Source organism: Kitasatospora sp. NPDC089913, from assembly GCF_044748625.1.
Taxonomy (GTDB): Bacteria; Actinomycetota; Actinomycetes; order Streptomycetales; family Streptomycetaceae; genus Kitasatospora.
In genome coordinates this window covers 155,375-178,071 of the sequence record NZ_JBIVGI010000007.1, presented here as the reverse complement: position 1 = coordinate 178,071, position 22,697 = coordinate 155,375, and the positions used below count along the sequence as shown (strand labels likewise).

Genomic DNA, 22,697 nt, shown 5'->3' with positions numbered 1-22,697 from the left:
GGAGACGGCGGTGATGCCGCCGTTGGTGGAGGCGCTCCCGGCGGGGGCGATCTCGTAGCGGTTCCAGGGTGTGCCGTCGTACCAGTACGCGCCCTGGACGGAGCCGTTGGCTCCGGTGAACCAGAGTTCCATGCTGCCGGGGATGCGGGAGACGGCGGTGATGCCGCCGTTGGTGGAGGCGCTCCCGGCGGGCGCGATCTCGTAGCGGGTCCACGGTGCGCCGTCGTACCAGTACGCGCCCTGGACGGAGCCGTTGCCGCCGACCCACCAGACTTCCATGCTGCCCGGGATGCGGGAGACGGCCGCGAGCGCGCTGGACTGCGCCGCGCTGCCGGCCGACGAGAGTGTGAAGCGGTTCCAACTCATCTGGGATCCTCCAGTGCTGCGCCGTCCCGACAGACGGGCCGGGGTGCCCGGCCCGGGCCGCGCGGGCGCCGTCCGGTGTCCCGGTCGGGCGCTCAACGCGTGCTCCCACGTTAGGAATTGGCGGGAGTTCGAGCACGGGGCACTGGTCCTGGTTGTGTCCCGGGACCACGGCACCAGCCGGAGCGCTCCGCCCTGGGACCGCTGACCCGTCGGTGGAACCGTTGGACGGGGTCCGTTCTGTCGGAGGGTCGGCACATCCGGCCCGGCCCGGGTCGGCGCATCCGGGCCGGCGCATCCGGCCCGGCCGCACGGCGAACGGCGACGGCCCCCCGGTTCCGGAGAACCGGGGGGCCGTCGTGTCACGCGGTCGAGCGGGGTCTACTCCCAGCGGAAGAAGCGCGCGGCGGCGGCGAGGCCGAGGACGGCCCAGCCGCCCAGCAGGCCGAGGTCGGCCCACGGGACCCCCGCGCCGCTCTGGAGCACCGAGCGCAGACCGTCCGACAGCGCGGCGATCGGCAGCAGCTCCAGCACGGACTGCGCCGCCGCCGGGAACTTCGACAGCGGCACGACCACCCCGCCCGCGAGCAGCAGCAGGACGAAGACCAGGTTGGCGGCCGCCAGCGTCGCCTCCGCCTTGAGCGTGCCGGCCATCAGCAGGCCGAGCCCGGAGAAGGCGGCGGTGCCGAGCACGAGCAGGGCGGCCACGGTGAGCGGGCTGCCCTGCGGCGACCAGCCGAGGGCCAGCGCGATCACCGACAGCAGGGCCACCTGGAGCGCCTCGGTGACCAGGACGCAGCCGGTCTTGGCGGTCAGCAGCGCCCAGCGCGGCAGCGGGCTGGCGCCCAGCCGCTTCAGCACGCCGTAGCGGCGCTCGAAGCCGGTGGCGATGGCCTGCCCGGTGAAGGCCGTCGACATCACGGCGAGCGCGAGCAGTCCCGGCGCGAGGAAGTCGACCCGCTTGCCGGGCCCCTCGACGGCGACGATGTCCACCGCGGAGAAGAGCACCAGCAGCACCGTCGGGATGACCACGGTGAGCAGCAGCTGCTCGCCGTTGCGCAGCAGCATCCGGGTCTCGAACGCCGTCTGGGCGAGCAGCATCCGGCCGACCGGCGCCGCTCCGGGACGGGGGGAGTAGTCGGTCACGAGCGCAGGTCCCGTCCGGTCAGGTCGAGGAAGACGTCTTCGAGGCTGCGGCGCTGCACCGCGAGCCGCTCCGGGAGGATGCCGGTGGCCGCGCACCAGGCGGTGACGGCGGCCAGCAGCTGCGGGTCGACCGGCGCCTCGATGCGGTAGCTCCCGGGAGTGGGCTCGGCGGCGGTGGCGCCCTCGGGCAGTTCCTTGAGCAGGGTGGTGAGGTCGAGCCCGGGCGGGCCGTCGAAGCGCACGCTCGACTCGGCGCCGCCGCGGCACAGCTCCTCCGGGGTGCCGCCGGCGATCACCCGGCCCCGGTCGACGATCGCGACCCGGTCGGCGAGCTGCTCGGCCTCGTCCATGTGGTGGGTGGTGACGACCACGGTGACGCCGTCCCGGCGCAGGTCGCGGACCAGCTCCCAGGTGGCGCGGCGGGCCTGCGGGTCGAGGCCCGCGGTGGGCTCGTCCAGGAAGACCAGCTCGGGGCGGCCGACCACGGCCATCGCCAGGGCGAGCCGCTGCTGCTGGCCGCCGGAGAGCCGGCGGTAGGTGGTGCGGCCGCAGGAGCCCAGGCCGAGCCGTTCGACCAGCGCGTCGACGTCCAGCGGGTGGGCGTGCAGCTTCGCGGTGTGCCGGAGCATCTCGACGGCGCGGGCGCCCGCGTACACGCCGCCGGACTGCAGCATCACGCCGATCCGGGGGCGCAGCTCGGCGTTCTGCGCGACCGGGTCGAGGCCGAGCACCCGGACGGTGCCGGCGTCGGGGCGGCGGTAGCCCTCGCAGGTCTCGACGGTGGTGGTCTTGCCGGCGCCGTTCGGGCCGAGCACGGCGGTGACGGTGCCGCGGGAAATACGCAGGTCGAGACCGTCCACCGCGGTCTTCTCGCCGTAGCGCTTGACCAGCCCGGTGATCTGGACCGCGGGTTCGGATTGCATGCCTGTGAGTCTAAGAGGGGCCAACGGATGGCCCCGACACCGGGTTTGGTGATCATTTCCGCAGGTCAGGTAAGGCTAACCTGCGTGACAGATGCCACGGGTGAGGCCTGGGTCACGGCTTGTCCTGCCGGAAGTAATTACGCAACACTGGTGTTGTGAAAAACATGCGCGAGCACTCCACGCAGCAGGAGGCCGAGTCGGCCCCCGGCTGCGCCGTGCCCGCGACGGCGGCAGAGGTGCTGCTGGAGGGCCATCGGGCCACCCGGGACCGGGTCGCCCGGTCGATCCTGGACCACGGCCCCTCCTCCGCCGCCGACCTGGCGAGCCGGCTCGGCCTCACGACCGCCGCCGTCCGCCGTCACCTGGACGGCCTGACCGCCGCCGGCCTGGTCGAGTCCCGCGAGCAGCGGGTCTACGGCAGTCGCGGCCGGGGCCGTCCGGCCAAGGTCTTCGCCCTGACCGACGGTGGTCGCGACGCCTTCTACCAGGCGTACGACCAGCTCGCCGCCGACGCCCTGCGCTGGATCTCCGACGCGGTCGGCGGCGGCAAGGCCGGGGAGGAGGCGGTCGCCGCCTTCGCCCGGGCCCGGTTCGGCCGGCAGGCGGAGAAGTACGTCGAGGCGCTCAGCTCCGCCGGAGCGGGCGAGCGTACCGAGGCACTGGCCCAGGCGCTCAGTGCCGACGGGTACGCTGCCACGGTGCGGCGGGTCCCGTCTGCCGCGGCCCAGGCCCCGGCGGGCGCCCAGCTCTGCCAGCACCACTGCCCGGTCGCGCACATCGCCGAGCAGTTCCCGCAGCTCTGCGAGGCGGAGACCGAGGTCTTCTCCCAGTTGCTGGGCACCCATGTGCAACGACTGGCCACCATCGCCCACGGCGACGGGGTCTGCACGACCTATGTGCCGGCACCCGGTGCCGCATCGTCGCCCGCCCTGCGCACCGCCGCGGGCCGGGACACCGATGCCGCGCCGACTGCCGGTACGTCCACCGAAGATTCAGCGTCCGCGCGTTAGGAAGCTCGCATGACTGACACCGTTTCGCACCCCGAGCTCGAGGGCCTGGGCAACTACGAGTACGGCTGGGCCGACCCGGACGTGGCCGGCGCCGAGGCCAAGCGCGGGCTCAGCGAGGACGTGGTCCGCGACATCTCGGCGAAGAAGAACGAGTCCGAGTGGATGCTGAACCTGCGCCTCAAGGGCCTGAAGCTGTTCGGCAAGAAGCCCATGCCGACCTGGGGCTCCGACCTCTCCGGCATCGACTTCGACAACATCAAGTACTTCGTCCGCTCCACCGAGAAGCAGGCCGAGTCGTGGGAGGACCTGCCCGCGGACATCAAGGCCACCTACGACAAGCTCGGCATCCCGGAGGCGGAGAAGCAGCGCCTGGTCGCCGGTGTCGCCGCCCAGTACGAGTCCGAGGTCGTCTACCACCAGATCCGCGAGGACCTGGAGGAGCAGGGCGTCATCTTCCTGGACACCGACACCGCGCTGCGCGAGCACCCGGAGATCTTCCAGGAGTACTTCGGCACCGTCATCCCGGTCGGCGACAACAAGTTCGCCGCGCTGAACACGGCCGTGTGGTCCGGCGGCTCCTTCATCTACGTGCCGAAGGGTGTCCACGTCGACATCCCGCTCCAGGCCTACTTCCGGATCAACACCGAGAACATGGGCCAGTTCGAGCGGACGCTGATCATCGTCGACGAGGACGCCTACGTCCACTACGTCGAGGGCTGCACCGCCCCGATCTACTCCTCCGACTCGCTGCACTCCGCGGTCGTGGAGATCATCGTCAAGAAGGGCGGCCGCTGCCGCTACACGACCATCCAGAACTGGTCGAACAACGTCTACAACCTGGTCACCAAGCGCGCCGTGGCGTACGAGGGCGCGACCATGGAGTGGGTCGACGGCAACATCGGCTCCAAGGTCACCATGAAGTACCCGGCCGTCTACCTGATGGGCGAGCACGCCAAGGGCGAGACCCTGTCGATCGCCTTCGCGGGCGAGGGCCAGCACCAGGACGCCGGCGCCAAGATGGTCCACATGGCGCCGAACACCTCCTCCAACATCGTCTCCAAGTCGGTGGCGCGCGGCGGCGGCCGGACCTCCTACCGGGGTCTGATCGAGATCGGCGAGGGCTCCAAGGGCGCCAAGTCCAACGTGCTCTGCGACGCGCTGCTGGTCGACACGATCTCCCGCTCGGACACCTACCCCTACGTGGACGTCCGCGAGGACGACGTGTCCATGGGCCACGAGGCGACCGTCTCCAAGGTCAGCGAGGACCAGCTCTTCTACCTGATGAGCCGCGGCATGACCGAGTTCGAGGCCATGGCGATGATCGTCCGCGGCTTCGTCGAGCCGATCGCGCGCGAGCTCCCGATGGAGTACGCGCTGGAGCTGAACCGGCTGATCGAGCTGCAGATGGAGGGCTCCGTCGGCTGACCCGCCGGCCGCCCGCCGTCCATCGACACTTTTTTGAGGAAGAGAGCACAACGAACAGCCATGGCTGACGTCCAGAACAACTCCGGCTCCACCACCGCCGGTTCGATCGAGGTCGGCACCGCCGGTGCCGGCGCCCAGCTCGCCGGGCCCGGCACCGGTCGGGACAGTGTCCGCCAGCCGATCGACGCGCGCGTCGCGGTCGCGCCGTCCTTCGACGTCGCGGACTTCCCGGTGCCCACCGGCCGCGAGGAGGACTGGCGGTTCACCCCGCTGCACCGCCTCGGCGGCCTGCACGACGGCACCGCCGCCACCGCCGACAAGGGCGAGGACAAGGTCGAGCTGAGCCTGCCCGAGGGGGTCACCGCCGAGACCGTCGGCCGTGACGACGCCCGTCTCGGCAAGGCCGGCAAGCCGGTCGACCGGGTCGCCGCGCAGGCGTTCAGCGCCTTCGAGCAGGCGCTCGTGGTCACCGTCCCCAAGGAGACGGTGCTCACCGAGCCGGTGCGGATCGACGTCCACGGCGAGGGCGGCACCCGCTTCGCGCACGTGGTCGTCGACGTCAAGCCGTTCGCCGAGGCGGTCGTGGTGATCAACCACACCGGCACCGGCACCCGCGCGGCCAACGTCGAGCTGCTGGTCGGCGACGGCGCCAAGCTGACCTTCGTCTCGGTCCAGGACTGGGAGCGCGACGCCGTGCACGTCGCCCAGCAGACCGCGCTGGTCGGCCGCGACGCCTCGCTGAAGTCCGTCGTCGTCACCTTCGGCGGCGACGTGGTGCGGATCCACCCGCGGGTCAACTACGCCGCTCCCGGTGGCGAGGCCGAGCTGTTCGGCCTCTACTTCGCCGACGCCGGCCAGCACCTCGAGCACCGTCTGGTCATCGACCACGACACCCCGCACTGCCGCTCCAACGTCGTCTACAAGGGCGCGCTGCAGGGCCAGGACGCGCACGCGGTGTGGATCGGCGACGTGCTGATCCGCGCCGCCGCCGAGGGCACCGACACCTACGAGCTCAACCGCAACCTGGTGCTCACCGACGGCGCCCGGGTCGACTCGGTGCCGAACCTGGAGATCGAGACCGGCGAGATCGTCGGCGCCGGTCACGCCTCCGCCACCGGCCGCTTCGACGACGAGCAGCTCTTCTACCTGCAGGCCCGCGGCATCCCGGCCGACGAGGCCCGCCGCCTGGTGGTGCGCGGCTTCTTCGCCGAGCTGGTCCAGCAGATCGGTGTCGCCGAGATCCAGGACCACCTCATGGAGAAGATCGAGGCCGAGCTGGAAGCGGCGGTCTGACACCCATGAGCTTCCTTCGCGCCTGTGCGCTGAGCGAACTGGCTGAGGACGTGCCCAAGCGCGTCGACCTCAACGGCGTACCGGTCGCCGTCGTCCGCACCGACGAGGGGGTGTTCGCGGTCAACGACATCTGCTCGCACGCGAACGTCTCGCTCTCCGAGGGCGAGGTCGAGGACTGCATGATCGAGTGCTGGCTGCACGGCTCCAGCTTCGACCTGCGCACCGGCAAGCCCTCCGGCCTGCCCGCCACCCGGCCGGTCGCTGTCTACCCCGTAAAGATCGAAGGGGACGATGTGCTCGTCTCCGTCAACCAGGAGTCCTGAGTACACATGGCTACCCTTGAAATCCGCGACCTGCACGTCTCCGTCGAGGCCGAGAACGGTCCCCGGGAGATCCTGAAGGGCGTCGACCTGACCGTGAAGCAGGGCGAGACCCACGCCATCATGGGTCCGAACGGCTCCGGCAAGTCCACCCTGGCCTACTCCCTGGCCGGCCACCCCAAGTACACCGTCACCGGCGGCTCGGTGCTGCTGGACGGCGAGGACGTCCTGGAGATGTCCGTCGACGAGCGTGCCCGGGCCGGCGTCTTCCTGGCCATGCAGTACCCGGTCGAGGTCCCCGGCGTCTCGGTCTCCAACTTCCTGCGCACCGCCGCCACCGCCGTCCGCGGCGAGGCCCCCAAGCTGCGGCTGTGGGTCAAGGAGGTCAAGGAGGCGATGGCCGGTCTGCAGATGGACCCGGCGTTCGCCGAGCGCAACGTCAACGAGGGCTTCTCCGGCGGTGAGAAGAAGCGCCACGAGATCCTCCAGCTGGAGCTGCTCAAGCCGAAGATCGCGATCCTCGACGAGACCGACTCCGGCCTGGACGTCGACGCGCTGCGGGTCGTCTCCGAGGGCATCAACCGGGTCCGTTCCACCGGGGAGGTGGGCACCCTCCTGGTCACCCACTACACCCGCATCCTGCGGTACATCAAGCCCGACCACGTCCACGTCTTCGCGGGCGGCCGCATCGTCGAGTCCGGCGGCGCCGAGCTGGCCGACAAGCTGGAGGCGGAGGGCTACGAGGCCTATGTGAAGGGTGGCGCGTCCGAGTGACATCCACGCACGAGTCGGCGGTCCTGCCCGGCCTGCTCGACACCGACGCGATCCGCAAGGACTTCCCGGTCCTGCAGCGGCTGCTGCACGACGGCAAGCCGCTGGTCTACCTGGACAACGCGGCCACCTCGCAGAAGCCCCGTCAGGTGCTCGACGCCCTGAACGCCTACTACGAGCGGCACAACGCCAACGTCCACCGCGGCGTGCACGTGCTCGCCGAGGAGGCCACGGCGCTGTACGAGGGCGCCCGGGACAAGGTCGCGGCGTTCGTCAACGCGCCGAGCCGCAACGAGGTGGTGTTCACCAAGAACGCCTCCGAGTCGCTCAACCTGGTCGCCAACATGCTGACCTGGGCGGACGAGCCGTACCGGGTGGACGCCGAGTCCGAGATCGTCATCACGGAGATGGAGCACCACTCCAACATCGTCCCGTGGCAGCTGCTCTCGCAGCGCACCGGCGCGAAGCTGAAGTGGTTCGGGCTGACCGACGAGGGCCGGCTCGACCTGTCGAACATCGACGAGCTGATCACCGAGAAGACCAAGGTGGTCTCCTTCACCCTGGTCTCCAACCTGCTCGGCACGGTCAACCCGGTCGAGGCGATCGTGCGCAAGGCCCAGTCGGTCGGCGCGCTGGTCGTGATCGACGCCTCGCAGGCCGCGCCGCACATGGTGCTGGACGTCCAGGCGCTGGAGGCCGACTTCGTCGCCTTCACCGGCCACAAGATGCTGGCGCCGACCGGCATCGGCGTGCTCTGGGGCCGCCAGGAGCTGCTGGAGGACCTCCCGCCGTTCCTCGGTGGCGGCGAGATGATCGAGACCGTCACCATGGGCTCGTCCACCTACGCCCCGGCGCCGCACAAGTTCGAGGCCGGCACCCCGCCGATCGCCCAGGCGGTCGGGCTGGGCGCGGCCGTCGACTACCTGACCGGCATCGGCATGGAGCGGATCGCCGCCCACGAGCACGCCATCACCGAGTACGCGATCGAGCGGCTGCTCGAGGTCCCGGACCTGCGGATCATCGGCCCGCGCACGGCCGTCGACCGCGGCGCGGCGATCTCGTTCACGCTGGGCGACATCCACCCGCACGACGTGGGCCAGGTGCTGGACGAGCAGGGCATCGCCGTGCGCGTCGGCCACCACTGCGCGCGGCCGGTCTGCCTGCGGTACGGAATTCCCGCGACCACGCGGGCGTCGTTCTACCTGTACTCGACGCCGGGCGAGGTCGACGCGCTCGTGGACGGCCTGCACCACGTCCGGAACTTCTTCGGCTGAGGACGGGGCACGCGACATGAAGCTCGACTCGATGTACCAGGACATCATCCTGGACCACTACCGCAACCCGCACGGCAAGGGGCTGCGGGACGGTGACGCCGAGGTGCACCACGTCAACCCGACGTGCGGCGACGAGATCACCCTGCGGGTGAAGCTCGACGGCTCCACCGTCGTCGACGTCTCCTACGAGTCCCAGGGCTGCTCGATCAGCCAGGCCAGTGCCTCGGTGCTGAACGACCTGGTGGTCGGCAAGTCCGTGGGCGAGGCCCAGGCGGTCCAGGAGGCCTTCCTGGAGCTGATGCAGAGCAAGGGCCAGGGCGAGGGCGACGAGGAGGTGCTGGAGGACGCGGTCGCGTTCGCCGGCGTCTCCAAGTACCCGGCCCGGGTCAAGTGCGCCCTGCTCAGCTGGATGGCCTGGAAGGACGCCACCGCCAAGGCCCTCGCCGAGCACCCCGCCACCGACTGACACCGCAGAGGAGGACACCCGCCATGACCGAAGAGACCACCTCCCCCGCGGAGGAGACCCCGGCCGGCCCGGTCGGCACCAGCGCCGGCACCGTCTCCGTCGAGGACCTCACCGAGGCCCTGATGGACGTCGTCGACCCCGAACTGGGCATCGACGTCGTCAACCTGGGCCTGATCTACGGCGTCCACATCGACGACGCCGACGTGGCCACCATCGACATGACCCTCACCTCGGCGGCCTGCCCGCTGACCGACGTGATCGAGGACCAGGCCAGGACCGCCACCGACGGCCTGGTCAAGGACCTGCGGATCAACTGGGTCTGGATGCCGCCGTGGGGCCCGGACAAGATCACCGACGAGGGCCGCGACCAGCTCCGCGCCCTGGGCTTCAACGTCTGAGGCCCATGGATCGTCAACCCGCTGCCGCGCGAACCTCGGTTCGCGCGGCAGCGGCGTTTCCGGGGTGCACCCGTGTGGGACTCCGTCGTCGAGCAGCTCTACCGCCGTTCCCCAGCGTCCACCCCCACCCGCCTCCCGGCGGGTGCCCACCCCGGGCCCGGCCACGTGCCGCCCGGCCGGGCGGCACACGGCCGCCGCCGAGTGCATCGGGACGGGCAGGCCCGGCAGCAATGCGTGGGCGAGGTCGGTCCGGGTCGAGCCGCGCTCCAGCCACCGGGCGACGAGGGGCGCGAGTTCGGCGGCTTCGGTCTCACCCAGGCGCAGACGCGGTTCGGACCGGATCGCGCAGAACCGGCCTACCGGTATTCGGCGGTGAACCGTTCCAGGGTGGGGAAGGTGCCGGTGTCGATTGTGTCGGACGACTCGTACTGATCAAGCCCCATCGTGAAGAGGGCACGGCGGTACTGCCACTTGATGTGCTTGTCCTGCCGTGCGGGGTCGGTGGGTCGCATGAGGGCGAGGAAGAAGAAGCACTTGACGAGCAGGAAGTCGCCCAGGTGCTCGCTCACCCGCTGCCCGATCAGGGATGCGGTGGTCTCGTCGAGTGCGCCGGTGTAGGCGGTGCGCTGTTCCGGTGTGATGCTGTAGCCCTTGCCGCCGCCCTTGAAGGCCACGATGTCGAGCGCGGGGTAGACGTCGTAGCCGAACGGAACCGGTCCGTGGTGCTGCCAGTCGATGACCCCGGCCCGAAGGACGTTGGGCAGGCCGTAGTCGAGATGCCCGTGCGCCATCGGGAGCCGGGCCAGCCGGTCGAGGGCGTGCTCGACCGCTTCGTGGACGCGCGGGGTGTCGAGGTCCGGGTTCTCCTCGAAGACCTCTGCCGCGAAGGCCGCCTTCGCGAACCACTGCGTAACGGGGAGGGGGTGCCTCGCCTGGGCCTGCAGGAGCTTCGATGCGACGGCGGCCGCCGTGCTGATGACCTGGTAGCTGACCTGACCGTCCCGCCTGGCGTCGGCCAGCGCCTCCTCGTGCAGCGAGGTGTCGCCGATGGCGTGCTCGACGACGAAGTAGCGCCCGTCCTCCGAGCCGCTGTCGACGATCTCCGGCACCGGGTAACCGAGGCCAGCAGCCAGCTGCTGGAACTCGATCTCCGCTCGCAGGTCCTCGCCGCCGGTCCGCTTGTAGAGCAGGCCGTCGGCCGACCTCCACACCGCGCCTCGGGTGGCGGTTCTGTCCTTCACGAACTCCCAGTCACTCATCCATCAATCCTTCCGTGGAGCCGAGTTGACGTGGATCAGATGCGGCTGTGTCGGGCGGGTCACCTGGGGCTGGGCCGACTGGCCCGGGGAAAAGCCGGCCGATGTTTCGACCGGACTTTGGGGGTGGGCGTCTTGGAGGGCGTCTTCAAATGCCGGTGGAAACGGAGAGAGTGGCGTGGACGACCTTGCCGCGCGGCCAGGGGATCACACCCCATCGCTGTTGGGTGAGAAGGCCGACGAGGAACAGCCCCCGGCCGGACTCGGCATCCAGGCCGGCATCGATCAGTACCGGCAGGCTCGCTGACCCGTCCGAGACCAGCAGTCGCACGGCGTCGCAGCTTGCGCGCCGGATGCCGACCATCATGGCTGCCCGGCAGCCGGTCCTCGCCGCGTTGCCCACCAGCTCGGACACGATCAGCTCGGCATCGTCGATCAGGCGCGGCACGTCCCACTCGGTGAGTTTGGCGCGAACCAGGAGGCGGGCGGCGCGGGCGGATTCGGGGGCGTACGGCAGTCGGAGGGTGGCGCGCGTGAGCGTGAGGCAAGGGCGATGGGGCGTCGACATGCGCTCACTGTCGCGGATCGGTCACTGGTCGTGAACGGACGGGAGGTGTCACTTCCCGAAGTCGTACCGGCGTCGAGTGAGACGCTGCGTATCACTCCTCAGCTGATGATTACGGAGGTTCCGAGGATGGACGAGAGCTTGCGCAGCTTGGCCGTGGTGGCGCTGCCCGCGCTCGCCTTCTGCGCGATCACGCCGGACAGTCCCTGATGGCGAGCCCAGCCGGGCGCGGCCGCGCACACATCGAGCAGGGTGTCCAGGGCGGTGTCGGACTGCCGGGTCTCGGCCTGGGCGAGCGCCACGTCGAGCATCATCCGGTTCCGCGCCGACGGGGTGAGCGAACTCGTGTCGACGAGCGATGCGAACAGGCCGAGCGCTCTTGCCGGCCGACTGGTAGAGACGGAGATGCCGATCGCCTGCGCCGTAACTGTTGCCGGTCCGAACGCCGTGCCGTTCACCATGACGTCCCGACCCATCCGCGCCGCCACCGCGTGCCCTTGTGACAGCAGATCGTCGGCACCGTCCACGTCCCCCTGGCGGGCGGCGACGACGGCGGCGAAGGTCACGTGCCATCCGTAGGTGGCGAGCATCCCGAGGTCGCGATCTCCGTACCGGGGCTCGATTGACTCGTACGACATGCGGGCGGTCTCCCCCGCTTGGTCGAGGCGGGCGTCCCGCAGGTAGATCCACGATCGGCCCGACGCCACCATGGCCGACCGGGCGGTGTCCCCGGCACGGTCGGCCTCGTGCTGCGCATGGCCGATCCCGGCGTACGCGAGATCACGCGCGCCGAACTGGTTCGCCACGTAGGCGGCGAGCCGGTAGGCGTCGGCGAGGATGCCTGCTGCCGTACCCGTCCGGTCGACCGGCGCCGCCTTCATCGCGGTGGCGGCCTCACGCAGCGCCGGGGCGACGCGGACCCCCGCGCCCACGTAGTCGCCGGAGCGGTAGGCCTCCCAAGCGGCGGCCAGTCCGGCCGCGAGGTCGGCCGACGGCGGGGGCTGTACGTCGACGCCGACGCCGGCGGCGGTGTCGTGAACGGCGCGCGACAGCGCGCGCATCATCGCCCGGTCTGCGCTCTGCATCGCGCGGTGGGGGGCCTGTTGGCCGAGTACCACCGATACATCCGTGTGCAGTGCGGCCGAGATGCGCAGCAGGGTCTGGAGGCTGCCGCCGAGGTTGCGTTCGGCCTTGCGGATCGTCGCTACGGACAGGCCTGACGCTTCGGCGAGTTGTTCCTGCGTCATGTCCGGCCCGCGCAGGAGCTTGATGCGCTCGCCCGTGGTGTAGTCGGTCCACTGCGTCATCCCTGGTCCCCTTCCGGGTGCACGGCCGTACCCGGAAGGTACCCGCTTCCACGGGCGGGCGGACCGTTCACGCCGCGCCGCGTCTGACGGACGGCCCGAACGTCAATCCACTGCCGCCCAAACCGCTCCTTCGAGGGAACGGTTCGGGCGGCAGTGGTATATCTGCGACCGGGCGGCCAGGCTGGTGCCGCGACCTCGGAGGGAGCGAAGTCATGTCAGTGGTTGCGTTCGCGCAGTTGCTTCTGCCTGATTCGCCGTACGCCATGTGGGTCCGGGGGGAACTGGAGGAGTACCTCCGGCTCCCGGACGACGGTACGCGGGTGGAGGTTGTCGGAGGGGAGATCGTTGTGTCACCGGCGCCGGTAGTTACGCATGCGGTGTTCCTCGCACACATCGACCGGCCGTTCACACGTGCCACTGTGCCGGACCCGTCCTATCCGTGGCGGGCAATGCAGGGGGTCAAACTGGATCTGGTCGAGACGGGCGACGGCTACATTCCGGATCTCGTCATCGTGGATGCAGAGGTCGAGGAACGCGCGCTGGCCGGGGATATCGCTCGTCTCTATCCGCACGACATTGCCATGGTGGTCGAGGTGACATCGCCGTCGAACGCCCGTCACGACCGTCGCCCCATGTTCGGGCGGCAGGTCAAGCCGACCAAGTGGAACGGCTACGCGCGGAGCGGGGTGCCGTTCTACCTTCTGGTCGACCGTGACCCGCGGCAGCCCGGCGTCAAGCTGTTCGGTGAGCCGAACACGGCCGAGGCCACGTACGAGGTCCTGGGCGAGTGGAAGTTCGGCGAGGCCGTCCGGCTGCCGGAGCCGTTCAGCATCGAGATCGACACGGATGCCTGGAAGCCCTGGAGCGCGTAAGCCTGGGGAACGCCGCTTGCCTGAGGACCTCGCCGCGCTGGGGTTCGTGCTACTTCGCGGGGTGACGCACTCAGCAGTGGAGGGGGTAGCTGATCCTGTTTCTGGAGGCGGGGTTGGGAGACGGCTGCCGAGCTATTTGTCGGTCTTCGGCCCCCCGGTCCCCTGTGCCCTCTCGTTCCCGGAGGTGCGTTTCCCTGCGGCATCGGCGCCCGCGCGTCCGCTCGGCGGCGTGCGGGCGGGGTTGGGGTGGGCACCCGCCGGAGGGCGGGTGGGGGGTGGACGGTGGGGAACGGTGGGAGAACTGCTCAACGAAGCAGATGATGCGCGGGGTGTTCACCCGGTGGCGGAAATGCCGCTGCCCGGGGCTTCGGAGGAGGTCCCGGGCAGCGGCGTTCGTGCGCAGGGTGTCAGGCGGCCTTGGGCCTGCGGGCCACGGCGAGGGCCAGGGCGGCGCAGAGGCCGGCGGCGAGGAGGGTGAAGCCGCTGGTGGCCGGGAGCAGGCCGTAGGCCTTGACGAGGGCGCCGACGGCGACGATGGGGAGCGAGGAGCCCAGGTAGACGATGACCCACAGGGAGCTCAGCTCGGAGCCCCGGCGTTCGGGGTCCATCGCGGCGACGGCGGTGGTGAACAGGGAGCGGAAGGCGATGCCCTGGCACGCGCCGCCCAGGACGCTGCCGATGAAGAGCAGGGCCGGGGTGCCGGTGTACTGGGCGGTGACGACCAGGCCCAGGCCGGTCGCCAGGCCCGCCATGCCGAGGGCGATGACCAGGCGGTCGGCGGTCGGCGGGACGACCAGCTGGGCCAGCGCCGAGGAGCCGAGCAGCAGGGCCGCGACGATCGCGCCGACCAGGCGGGAGTCGGTGTTCAGCAGCTTGGCGGAGAAGGCCGGGGCCAGGCTCAGGTAGACGCCGAACACCGCGTAGGAGACGAAGCCGGCCGAGGCCGCCAGCAGGAACTCGCGGCGGCCGGTGCGCGGCAGCCGCAGGCGCTGCGGGCGCAGGTGGGCCGGGGTCGTGATGCGCGGCGGGGAGGCCGGCGGGCGGTTGCGGCCGGGCATCCGGGGGTGGACCAGGGCCAGCGGCACGCAGAGCGCCAGCAGGGCGATCGCGTGCAGCAGGAAGGGCGTGAGCAGCGGGTCGGCGCCGTTGGCGAGCAGGGCGCCGACGACCGGGCCGAGCGCCACGCCGCCCGCCGAACAGGCGAGGGTGAGCTTGGCGGCCAGGGTCGGGCGGTCCGGCATCAGATCGCCGAGGGCGGCCCCGGCGGCGCCGGTGGACAGGCCGACGGCGATGCCCTGGACGGCCCGGCCGGCGGCCAGCTGCCAGAAGCTGCCGGAGGTCGCGAAGACCACGTCGCCCGCGGCGGCGAGGGCGACGGCGGGCAGGATCAGGGCGCGCCGGCCGAGGTGGTCGGACCAGTGGCCGACCACGGCCAGCACCGGGACCAGCGCGAACACGTAGACCGTGAAGAGGATCGTGGTGTCGAGCGGGCCCAGTCCCAGGCGTTGCTGGAGCATCGGGTAGATCGGCGTCGCCAGATTGGCGCCGATCAGCATGAGCAGCAGGCCGGCGGCCACGAGGCCGACGCGGACACCGCGCAGCGCGTTCCAGCGGCTGATCGCGGCGAGCCGGAGCTGGGCGCGGGGCGCGAGCTCCAGGGGAAGCAGGGCCTCCGACAGTCGGCGTCCGTCGAGCTGCGCGGTGCGCAGGCCGGAGCCGGCGGGGGAGAGGTCCGCCATGGCAGGGGTCTCCTGTGGCCGGGCACCACGCGGGTCGGCGGGGTGTGCCGGCGCGCCCGTCCTGGGCGCTGTGGTGGTGGCCTCGGTGCGGGCTCCCTGGTGGTGCAGGTGAGCGAGAGCGGGGCTACGTTGCCCGTCGGCGCGCGCGGGGTTGTGCGCGGTACCGACTTCGAAGGATAAGGGGTGGGCGCGCGCCGACGGCGCGCGCCCCTCGAGGCCGGGCATCGGGGGTGCCCGGCCTATACGCTGAGGTAGTGGGCCGGTACGCGGAGCTGATCTCCGCGGGCCAGGCCCGGCTGACCGCTCGGTGCAGCCCGTGGAGCTCGGTGTAGGGAGAACACGCAACGATGGCCGCACGACGTCGCAGGAACGCCGGCCCCTCGGCGGCGGGGACCCCGGGTGAGGGCGCGGTGCTGCCCGCCGACCTGGAGCTCCAGGATCTGTACGGCGCGTTCGCCGCGCACGGACTGGACGACGAGGACCTCGACGACGCGGCGGTGCTGGTGCCACCGGTCCGGCTGCCGGCCGAGACGGAGCTGGCCGCGCTGGCGAAGGCCGTCCCGATGTTCGACTGGGCGCTGCGGCTGGCCCGCTGGGCGGCCCCGCACCGGGCGGTGGACGAGTTCGGCGACCTGACCGCCCCGGACCGGCTCCCGGCCGCCCGGCTGCTCGGTCTCGCCCCCGAGGAGGGGGACGGGCCGGAGGAGGCGGTGGTCGAGGCGATGCGCGCCTGGTCGCTCGCCTGCGACCTGGACCTCGTCGAGATCGGCACCACGGCGGCCGGCGAGCACGTGGCCGTCCCGGGCCCGGACCTGGAGCCGGCCGAGGAGGGCGACCCCGAGACCGTCCTGGAGCTGTGGCTGACGGCCGCCGGGATCGTCCGCGAGCTGGCGGTGGAGGCGGACTCCCAGGAGCTGGAGCGGGAGGACGACGGGGACGCCGAGGCGGAGGAGGACGAGGAGGGCCTCGGCGAGGTCGAGGACGCCAGGGACGAGGCCGCCGAACTGCTCGACGAGGCTCTCCAGGTGCTGTACGAGACCACGGCCTTCGCCGAGCCGGGCACCGAGACGGTGCCGCTGGGCGTGCTGGCGGCGCTGCTGGTCGTCCCCGAGGGCGAGGAGCCGAGCGACGAGCTGCTGGGCGACATCACCGACGTGATGGTGGCGCTGGACCCGATGCTCGCCGACCTCTCCGAGCTGGGTCTGCTGGACTACCGGCCGATCGACCCCGAGCTCTTCGACGAGGAGGAGGGCGAGGAGCCGACCGGGGCCGGCCCGGACGGCGAGCCGGCGGAACTGGACGAGGCGGAGTCGGCCCGGTTCGGACTGGTCCGGCTCACCCCGCTCGGCCAGTACGGGATCCGCCAGTGGCTGCTGGAGGACGGCTACGACGCGCCGCTGGTCGGCGACCTGGCCGGGGGCGACGCCGCCGAGCTGCTCCGCGGCGTCAGCGAGGCCGCCAATGTGCTGCCCGAGGAGGAGCTGAAGGTCTGGCTCGAAGGACGGGAGCCGGTGGAGGCGGCGCGCGAGCTGCTGGAGGCGGCGCGCGGCAACGACGCGTACGCCCCGATGCGGCGGATGCTCTGCCACTCGGCGCTGACCCTGCTCGGCGCGCCCGCCGAACCGGCCGTGCGGGAGGTGCTGGGAGATCCGGAGCTGGGCGGCGGCGCGGCTTCCTGGCTGGTCGCGCTCGGCGCGGCGGACGTGCCGGCCCCGGACCGCGCGACGGCGCTGTGGGCGGTCGTCGACGCCTTCGCGGCCCAGCTGCTGGACACCGGCGGCGATCCGGACCAGCTGCGCGAGCTGGTGGCGGAGCTGCCGGTGACGAAGGATCCGGCGGAGTACCTGGGCGAGCTGTGGCGGGTCGACCACCCGTACACGGCGGACGTGCTGGAGGCGGTCGGCGAGATGCATCCCGACCGGGCGGTGGCGAAGGAGGCCCGCAAGGCGGCGTTCAAGGCGCGCTCCAAGGGCTGAGGGGCGACAGGACCCCCGCCCGCGCCGGCAGGCGGTGCGGCGGGCGGGGGCTCAGCGGGGCAGGTCGAGCGAGCCGTCCTCGGTGAAGGGGAAGAACGGGTTGTGGGCCAGCTCCCAGAGGTGGCCGTCCGGGTCCTCGAAGTAGCCGGAGTAGCCGCCCCAGCCGGTCGGCGCCGGCGGCTTGACCACCACGGCGCCGGCCTCCACGGCCGTCGCCAGCGCGGCGTCGACCAGGGCGGGGGACTCCAGGTTCACCGCCAGGGTGACGCCCCGGAAGGCCGGCTCGCCCGCGGACGGCACGCCCGCGTCGGCGGCCAGCTCCTCGTGCGGGAAGAGGCCGAGCACGGAGTCGGCGGTGCGGAACCAGACGATCTCCGGGCTGGAGGCAGCGGACCGGTGCCAGCCGAGGGCCTCGTAGAAGCGGGCGCTGCGCTCGAGGTCGGCCACGCCGAGGGTGACGATGCTGAGCCGGGCCGGGAAGTCCGTGGTTGCTGTCATGCCGCCAGCGTAGGGACGGGGACCGACAGCGGCGCCCCGGGCAGGGCCGTCCGGCGGGACGGGCCAGACGGGGCCGGCGGCGGCCGATCGGCGGGGGTGCGCAAAGGGCCTGATGACCCGGCAGGTCGGGCCACGTATCGTTGCCGGGGTCTACGGCACGGCGGGAACGGCGAGGACAGGGGGTGCGGCGCGGGATGACGCGGGCGAGCGGAGGCGGTCGGAGCGGTCGGTACGGGGACGGTGCGGGCACGGTGGACCCGTGCGGCCGCCCGGGGGACTGTCCGCGCGAGTGCCGGGTCGGTGACCTGGAGGAGTTCCTCGGCGGTCAGGAGGACCTCGCCCGCCGGACGCTCGACGCGGCCGACTTCCCGCTGTACGGCGTGGTGCCCGCGACGGGGCCGGGGGGTCCCGTCGCGCTGGTCGCGTTCGGCGGCGGCGCGGATCCGGCCCCGGGCTGGATCGAGGTCGGCACCGGCGACTGGGCCTCGGCGTCCGGCCCCTACGTCACCGTGCGCACCCACCGGCCGGGCGCCGACCGGTACGAGCCGCTGCCCGAGCTCGAGGACGTGGTCGAGGACGAGCGCGACCGGGTCTACGAGCAGCTCGGGGTCGACGAGGGCGACACCCCGGGCCGGGTCAGGGCGCTGCGCGAGTGGATCACCGTCGACGGCCGGGCGCACGCCGTCGAGGTGCACGAGGACCGGCGCGGCCTGTGGTCCGGTGCGCCGCTGCCCGGCTGCTGCCCGATGGGCGGCGCCGAGCCGGTCTGGGCGGGCCGGTTCCGGGTGGACGGGCTGACCGTGACGGTCTGCGGGCGCGGCGTGCCGCCGGGCGGCGTCGAACTGGCCCGGATCCAGGACCCCGAGAGCTGTCTGCGCGGCCGTACCGCGCTGCTGCGCGAGCTGGCGGCCCGGCGCGGCCGCTGCCTGCCGGTGGAGCGGCGCGAGCTGGCCCCGGTCAGCGGCCTGGAGGCGCACCGGGAGGTGATCGCGCACGGCATCAGCGAGGCCGCCGCGGTCGAGGCCCGGCTGCGGTCCGGGCGGCCGCCGCGGCCGCAGCGGGGGGCGCGCGCCGAGGCGGGCGCGCTGCGGTGGGAGGCGGCGGTGCGTCAGCAGATGCGGCTCGCCTCGGAGAGCAGGCCGGAGGCGGCGGAGGCGGTGGCCGCGATGGTGGAGCAGCTCCGGCGGCTGTCCCAGCTGACGCACTGGGTGGTGGGGACGCCGGAGGGCGACGCCGCGGTGGAGGAGTCGATCCGGTACTCGGTGTTCGCCAGCGAGGTGGCGAGCCTGCCGGCGCAGCGGGCCTGGCAGCGGGTGCGGAGCGGGGAGCGCGGGGAGCACCGGATGGGAGAGCAGCTGTGGCTGGCGGCCTGGGAACAGTGGCGGGTGGCGCGGGCCGGGTGCTGAGCTGGCTGGGTGCCGAGCCGGTCGGGTGCCGGGCGGGCCGGGCGGCCGGCCCGGGCGGGCGGCGGGCGGTCGGGGCCCGGGCCGGTTGAACGGCGGCCCTCCCGGGCGCCGAACGGGGGGTGGCCGGAGCCCGGCCGGCGGTGTGACCTGTGGGGACATGGCAAAAGTTGAGTCATGGGTTCGAATACGGTCGGCAAATGGCCGCCCTGACGCGGTGTCCCCTTCACCGGGCGTTCACCGGGCGGGCGGAGTCTGCTGGGCGTCGACGACCATTCTCGACACCTCGCAAGCCGCGCACCGGGTCCGCCCGGTCGGCACCCCAGCCTTCAGGAGTGACTGCCATGTCGCTGTCCCGCCGGGACTTCGTCAACCGTTCCACCCTCGTCGGGGCGGGCGTTCTGATCGCCGGCAGCGCGGAGGCCCTGGCCACCGCCCCGGGTGCGATCGCCGCTCCGGCCGGTGGCGAGGCGCCGGTCGCCGAGGCTGTCGAGGGCGAGCGCCTCGCGGTCGGTTACGGCCCGCTGGTCGCCGACACCCAGGGCGGCCTGCTCGCCCTGCCCAAGGGCTTCAAGTACAAGGTCGTGAACCGCGCCGGCGTCACCAAGCTGCGCACCGGTGAGTTCACCCCGAGCAACCACGACGGCACCTCGGCGTTCGAGGACGAGCGCGGCGGCAACCTGCTGGTCGTCAACCACGAGCTGTCCGGCGCCCGCGCCAACTGGCCCAACCCGGTCCCGCTGACCGAGGGCCACGTCTACGACCCGGGCGCGGCCGGCGGCTGCACCATCGTGCACGCCAAGGCCAACGGCACGGTCGAGCAGTGGGTCGGCATCGCCGGCACCTCCACCAACTGCGCCGGCGGCGTCTCCCCGTGGGGCACCTGGCTGTCCGGCGAGGAGACCGAGGACAAGGCCGGCAAGAACGGCTTCACCAAGGACCACGGCTACATCTTCGAGGTCGACCCGTTCGACGACGACTACAACCGCGACCCGCAGCCGATCAAGGCGTTCGGCCGCTACGCCCACGAGGCCGTCGTCGTCGACCCGAAGCGCGCCCACGTGTACCTGACCGAGGACGCCTCCAACCCCAACGGCCTGCTCTTCCGCTGGACCCCGCCGGCCGGCTTCAAGCACGGCCGCTACCAGCTGCGCAAGCTGGCCGCCGACGCCGGTGTGCTGGAGGCCTTCAAGGTCTTCGACGCCCAGGGCAAGTTCATCGACGACCTGTCCCGCGCCACCGCGGTCGGCACCACCTACGGCGTGGACTGGGTCAAGGTCCAGGACCGCGACGCCAAGACCGTCTCCGTCCGCAAGCAGTTCAAGGACGGCGAGGTCACCCGCGCCCGCAAGCTGGAGGGCATGTGGTGGGGTGACGGCGGCTTCTACTTCGTCTCCAGCTTCGCCCGCTCGGAGAGCCCGCTGCAGCACGACGGCCAGGTCTGGTTCTACAGCCCGGTCCGCCGCACCATCACCCTGAAGGTCCTGCTGGGCGTCAACACCGACGTCTGGGGCGACCACGACAACTACGACGGCCCGGACAACATCACCGTCTCGCCCTACGGCGGCATCGTGATCGCCGAGGACGGCGAGGGTGTCTCGCACCTGTTCGGCGCCACCGAGGACGGCCTGACCTTCCCGATCGCCCGCAACGAGCTGAACATCGGCACCGCCGAGAAGCCCGAGTTCAGCGAGTTCACCGGCGTCACCTTCTCGGACGACGGCAAGACCCTGTTCGCCAACATCCAGACCCCGGGCATCCAGCTGGCCATCACCGGCCCGTGGCACCGCCTGAACGAGCACAAGCGCGGCCAGGGCTACGGCCAGTGAGCCGACCGCTGACCGCGAGTGAGTGATCGGGGCCCGCTTCGGCGGGCCCCTTTCGCGTGCCCGGCCGACGCGTCGTGAGCCCGGACCTCGTGAGCCCGGCCGACTCGTCTGGTGCCCGGCCGACGCGTCGTGTGCCCGAGCCCCGAGCCCGGCCCTAGCGCGCCCGGCCCGGGGCTCAGGAGTCGGCCGGCAGTCGCAGCTGGAGCATCGCCAGCAGCCGCTGCTGCGGCTGGGCCAGGTCGATCCCGGTCAGCTGCTCGGCCCGGCGGACCCGGTACCGCAGGGTGTTCGGGTGGATGTGCAGGGCGTCCGCCGCGACCCGGACCTCGCCCAGCGCGTCCAGCCAGGCCAGCACCGACTCGGCGAGCCTGGTCCCGTGCCTGCGGTCGTAGGAGGTCAGCGCGGTGAGCCGCGGGTCGCGCAGGCCGCCGCGCTCCTGGAGCAGCGCCAGCACCTCGCTGACCAGCACCTCCGCCTGGACGTCGATCAGCGCCGCGACCTCCAGGTCGACCCCGCCGCGGCCCATCGCGTCCAGGATCCGGTCCGCCTGCGCGCGCGACTCGGGCACCTGGGCGAGGCCCTCCACGGTCGAACCGATCGCCGCCCGCAGCCGGACGCCCAGGTGGTCCCCGGCCGCCTCGACCACCTCGTGCGCCCAGCCGCGCACCGTGGCCATCGGCAGGTTGGCGGGCAGGTCGGGCAGCAGCACGTACACCCGGGACTCGATCGGCGCGAGCAGCGCGGCGCGGTGCCGGGCCGCCGTGTGCACCGAGATGAGGCCGGTCACTTCGGCCCGGGTGAGCTCCTCGGTGGTGCCCGCGCTGTACGCCAGCACGGTGGCCGGGTGCCGCACGTCGAGGCCGAGGTGGGTGGCCAGCGACTGCGGGCCGGTGGAACCCTCCAGCAGGCCGGTGAGCAGGGTCCGGGTGAGCCGGACGTCCGCGGACAGCTCCCGGCGGCGGCGCACCAGCTGGGCCGCGGCGACCCGGGCCGCGCCGACCAGCGCCTGTTCGGCCAGCGGCGCGAGCGGCCGGGCGCCCTCCTGCACCCAGATCGTGCCGAGCGGCTGCGCACCGGTCCTGATGCCGATCGCGAGCCGGCGGCGCAGGCCGAGTTCCGGGTGCGGGTCGACCGCGATCACGGTGTCCGAGGTGCGCAGGTGCTGGAAGACGCCCCACTCGCGGAGCTTGGAGAGGTACGGCTCGGGGCCCTGCCAGCCGAGGATGGAGAGCCGGCGCAGGTCGTCGACCTCGTCGGAGTCGGAGGAGCGCGAGTAGGCGAGCACCCGGCTGGAGGTGTCCTCGATCGAGACGATGCCGTTGGTGAGCACCGCGACGGTCTGGGCCAGCGAGAACAGGTCGCCGGCGTTGTGCTCGGGCGATCCGGGCGCGTCCGGGGTGTCCGGGCCGGCGATGATCGCCCGGGCCAGCGAGTCGAGGTGCTCCCAGCGGGTCTCCCGGCGCACCGAGAGCAGCGCCACACCGGCCTCGGTGGCCGCCTCGCGCAGCGCGTCGGCCTGGCCGGGGGCGTCCAGCTTGACGGCGACCGCGGCGGCTCCGGCCCGGCCGGCCGCGCGCAGCGCCGGGAGCGCGGCCCGGCCGCGGGCGCCGATGGCGAGCACGAGTTCGCCCGGGGCGGCGGTGGGCGGGTCCTCGGGGTCGAGGATGGCGACGTCGCGGACCGGGACGTCGAGGCCGTGCGGGGCGGTCTGGAGCTCGACCAGCGGCTCGCCGAGGGACATCAGCAGCTGCCGGAGCGGGAGGCCGGGGGCGGTCATCGGGCCTCCTCAAAGGTGTCCGACCGGGGTGTCCGACGGGCGGCGGGGGGTGGCCGCAGCCGTGGCCGGGGGTGGTGGGGGTGGCC

20 protein-coding genes and 1 pseudogene are annotated in these 22,697 nt (G+C 72.4%); 12 read left to right on the top strand and 9 right to left on the bottom strand.

What is annotated here, in order from left to right; translation table 11 throughout:
* The 3 genes and pseudogenes from ACIPYS_RS13980 to ACIPYS_RS13970 form a co-directional block, all read right to left on the bottom strand.
* Positions 1 to 366 (bottom strand): annotated as a pseudogene (locus ACIPYS_RS13980) (hypothetical protein); the annotation flags it as partial.
* A 378-nt stretch (positions 367 to 744) separates the two neighbouring features.
* Positions 745 to 1,464 carry an ABC transporter permease gene (locus tag ACIPYS_RS13975; protein ID WP_400746241.1) on the bottom strand — a complete coding sequence of 240 codons (720 nt, stop codon included), beginning with the start codon at positions 1,462 to 1,464 and terminating at the stop codon, positions 745 to 747.
* Between the two features lie 41 nt (positions 1,465 to 1,505).
* The gene (locus ACIPYS_RS13970) at positions 1,506 to 2,432 is read right to left on the bottom strand and encodes an ABC transporter ATP-binding protein (protein ID WP_093860088.1); all 927 of its coding nucleotides are present in this window, start codon (positions 2,430 to 2,432) and stop codon (positions 1,506 to 1,508) included.
* Positions 2,433 to 2,596: 164 nt separating this feature from the next.
* On the opposite strand from ACIPYS_RS13970, the gene ACIPYS_RS13965 reads away from it, so the two are divergent.
* Genes ACIPYS_RS13965 through ACIPYS_RS13930 form a run of 8 tightly spaced genes read left to right on the top strand, consistent with a single transcriptional unit; the run spans position 2,597 to position 9,389 of the window.
* Complete coding sequence (locus ACIPYS_RS13965) at positions 2,597 to 3,442, top strand: metalloregulator ArsR/SmtB family transcription factor (protein ID WP_093860087.1); 846 nt, start codon at positions 2,597 to 2,599, stop codon at positions 3,440 to 3,442.
* Positions 3,443 to 3,451: 9 nt separating this feature from the next.
* Entirely contained in the window at positions 3,452 to 4,867 is a 1,416-nt protein-coding gene (gene sufB, locus ACIPYS_RS13960) for a Fe-S cluster assembly protein SufB (protein ID WP_093860086.1), read from the top strand.
* 60 nt (positions 4,868 to 4,927) lie between these two features.
* The gene (gene sufD, locus ACIPYS_RS13955) at positions 4,928 to 6,160 is read left to right on the top strand and encodes a Fe-S cluster assembly protein SufD (RefSeq protein ID WP_093860085.1); all 1,233 of its coding nucleotides are present in this window, start codon (positions 4,928 to 4,930) and stop codon (positions 6,158 to 6,160) included.
* A 5-nt stretch (positions 6,161 to 6,165) separates the two neighbouring features.
* A complete protein-coding gene (locus tag ACIPYS_RS13950) occupies positions 6,166 to 6,483 on the top strand; it encodes a bifunctional 3-phenylpropionate/cinnamic acid dioxygenase ferredoxin subunit (RefSeq protein WP_030394948.1) in 318 nt (105 codons plus the stop codon).
* 6 nt (positions 6,484 to 6,489) lie between these two features.
* Positions 6,490 to 7,254 (top strand): Fe-S cluster assembly ATPase SufC, encoded by a 765-nt coding sequence (sufC, locus tag ACIPYS_RS13945; protein WP_093860084.1) that lies wholly within the window; start codon positions 6,490 to 6,492, stop codon positions 7,252 to 7,254.
* A 23-nt stretch (positions 7,255 to 7,277) separates the two neighbouring features.
* A complete protein-coding gene (locus ACIPYS_RS13940) occupies positions 7,278 to 8,525 on the top strand; it encodes a cysteine desulfurase (protein ID WP_173862256.1) in 1,248 nt (415 codons plus the stop codon).
* Between the two features lie 16 nt (positions 8,526 to 8,541).
* On the top strand, positions 8,542 to 8,991 hold the full coding sequence (gene sufU, locus ACIPYS_RS13935) for a Fe-S cluster assembly sulfur transfer protein SufU (protein WP_093860082.1): 450 nt from the start codon (positions 8,542 to 8,544) through the stop codon (positions 8,989 to 8,991).
* Between the two features lie 23 nt (positions 8,992 to 9,014).
* Positions 9,015 to 9,389: a metal-sulfur cluster assembly factor gene (locus ACIPYS_RS13930; protein ID WP_093860081.1), complete on the top strand. Its 375-nt coding sequence runs from the start codon at positions 9,015 to 9,017 to the stop codon at positions 9,387 to 9,389.
* A 356-nt stretch (positions 9,390 to 9,745) separates the two neighbouring features.
* Here the strand turns inward: ACIPYS_RS13930 and ACIPYS_RS13925 are convergent, their stop codons facing one another.
* The 3 genes from ACIPYS_RS13925 to ACIPYS_RS13915 form a co-directional block, all read right to left on the bottom strand.
* The gene (locus ACIPYS_RS13925; RefSeq protein ID WP_400746071.1) at positions 9,746 to 10,648 is read right to left on the bottom strand and encodes a phosphotransferase; all 903 of its coding nucleotides are present in this window, start codon (positions 10,646 to 10,648) and stop codon (positions 9,746 to 9,748) included.
* A gap of 145 nt (positions 10,649 to 10,793) precedes the next feature.
* Complete coding sequence (locus tag ACIPYS_RS13920; protein WP_400746070.1) at positions 10,794 to 11,213, bottom strand: ATP-binding protein; 420 nt, start codon at positions 11,211 to 11,213, stop codon at positions 10,794 to 10,796.
* 98 nt (positions 11,214 to 11,311) lie between these two features.
* On the bottom strand, positions 11,312 to 12,517 hold the full coding sequence (locus tag ACIPYS_RS13915; protein WP_400746068.1) for a helix-turn-helix domain-containing protein: 1,206 nt from the start codon (positions 12,515 to 12,517) through the stop codon (positions 11,312 to 11,314).
* A 212-nt stretch (positions 12,518 to 12,729) separates the two neighbouring features.
* On the opposite strand from ACIPYS_RS13915, the gene ACIPYS_RS13910 reads away from it, so the two are divergent.
* The gene (locus tag ACIPYS_RS13910) at positions 12,730 to 13,389 is read left to right on the top strand and encodes a Uma2 family endonuclease (protein WP_400746066.1); all 660 of its coding nucleotides are present in this window, start codon (positions 12,730 to 12,732) and stop codon (positions 13,387 to 13,389) included.
* 407 nt (positions 13,390 to 13,796) lie between these two features.
* Here ACIPYS_RS13910 and ACIPYS_RS13905 read toward each other — a convergent pair whose 3' ends face one another.
* The gene (locus tag ACIPYS_RS13905; protein WP_093860076.1) at positions 13,797 to 15,128 is read right to left on the bottom strand and encodes an MFS transporter; all 1,332 of its coding nucleotides are present in this window, start codon (positions 15,126 to 15,128) and stop codon (positions 13,797 to 13,799) included.
* Positions 15,129 to 15,475: 347 nt separating this feature from the next.
* On the opposite strand from ACIPYS_RS13905, the gene ACIPYS_RS13900 reads away from it, so the two are divergent.
* On the top strand, positions 15,476 to 17,104 hold the full coding sequence (locus tag ACIPYS_RS13900; protein ID WP_400746064.1) for a hypothetical protein: 1,629 nt from the start codon (positions 15,476 to 15,478) through the stop codon (positions 17,102 to 17,104).
* 51 nt (positions 17,105 to 17,155) lie between these two features.
* Here the strand turns inward: ACIPYS_RS13900 and ACIPYS_RS13895 are convergent, their stop codons facing one another.
* A complete protein-coding gene (locus tag ACIPYS_RS13895) occupies positions 17,156 to 17,602 on the bottom strand; it encodes a VOC family protein (protein ID WP_093860075.1) in 447 nt (148 codons plus the stop codon).
* 251 nt (positions 17,603 to 17,853) lie between these two features.
* Between ACIPYS_RS13895 and ACIPYS_RS13890 the strand changes: the two genes are divergently transcribed.
* Together ACIPYS_RS13890 and ACIPYS_RS13885 are read left to right on the top strand one after the other, a co-directional pair.
* A complete protein-coding gene (locus tag ACIPYS_RS13890; RefSeq protein ID WP_093860074.1) occupies positions 17,854 to 19,008 on the top strand; it encodes a hypothetical protein in 1,155 nt (384 codons plus the stop codon).
* Between the two features lie 341 nt (positions 19,009 to 19,349).
* Positions 19,350 to 20,834, top strand: a complete 1,485-nt coding sequence (locus ACIPYS_RS13885; protein WP_093860073.1) for an alkaline phosphatase PhoX — start codon at positions 19,350 to 19,352, stop codon at positions 20,832 to 20,834.
* Between the two features lie 175 nt (positions 20,835 to 21,009).
* On the opposite strand, the gene ACIPYS_RS13880 is transcribed toward ACIPYS_RS13885, so the two are convergent.
* Entirely contained in the window at positions 21,010 to 22,611 is a 1,602-nt protein-coding gene (locus ACIPYS_RS13880) for a CdaR family transcriptional regulator (RefSeq protein ID WP_093860072.1), read from the bottom strand.
* Positions 22,612 to 22,697 lie beyond the last annotated feature (86 nt).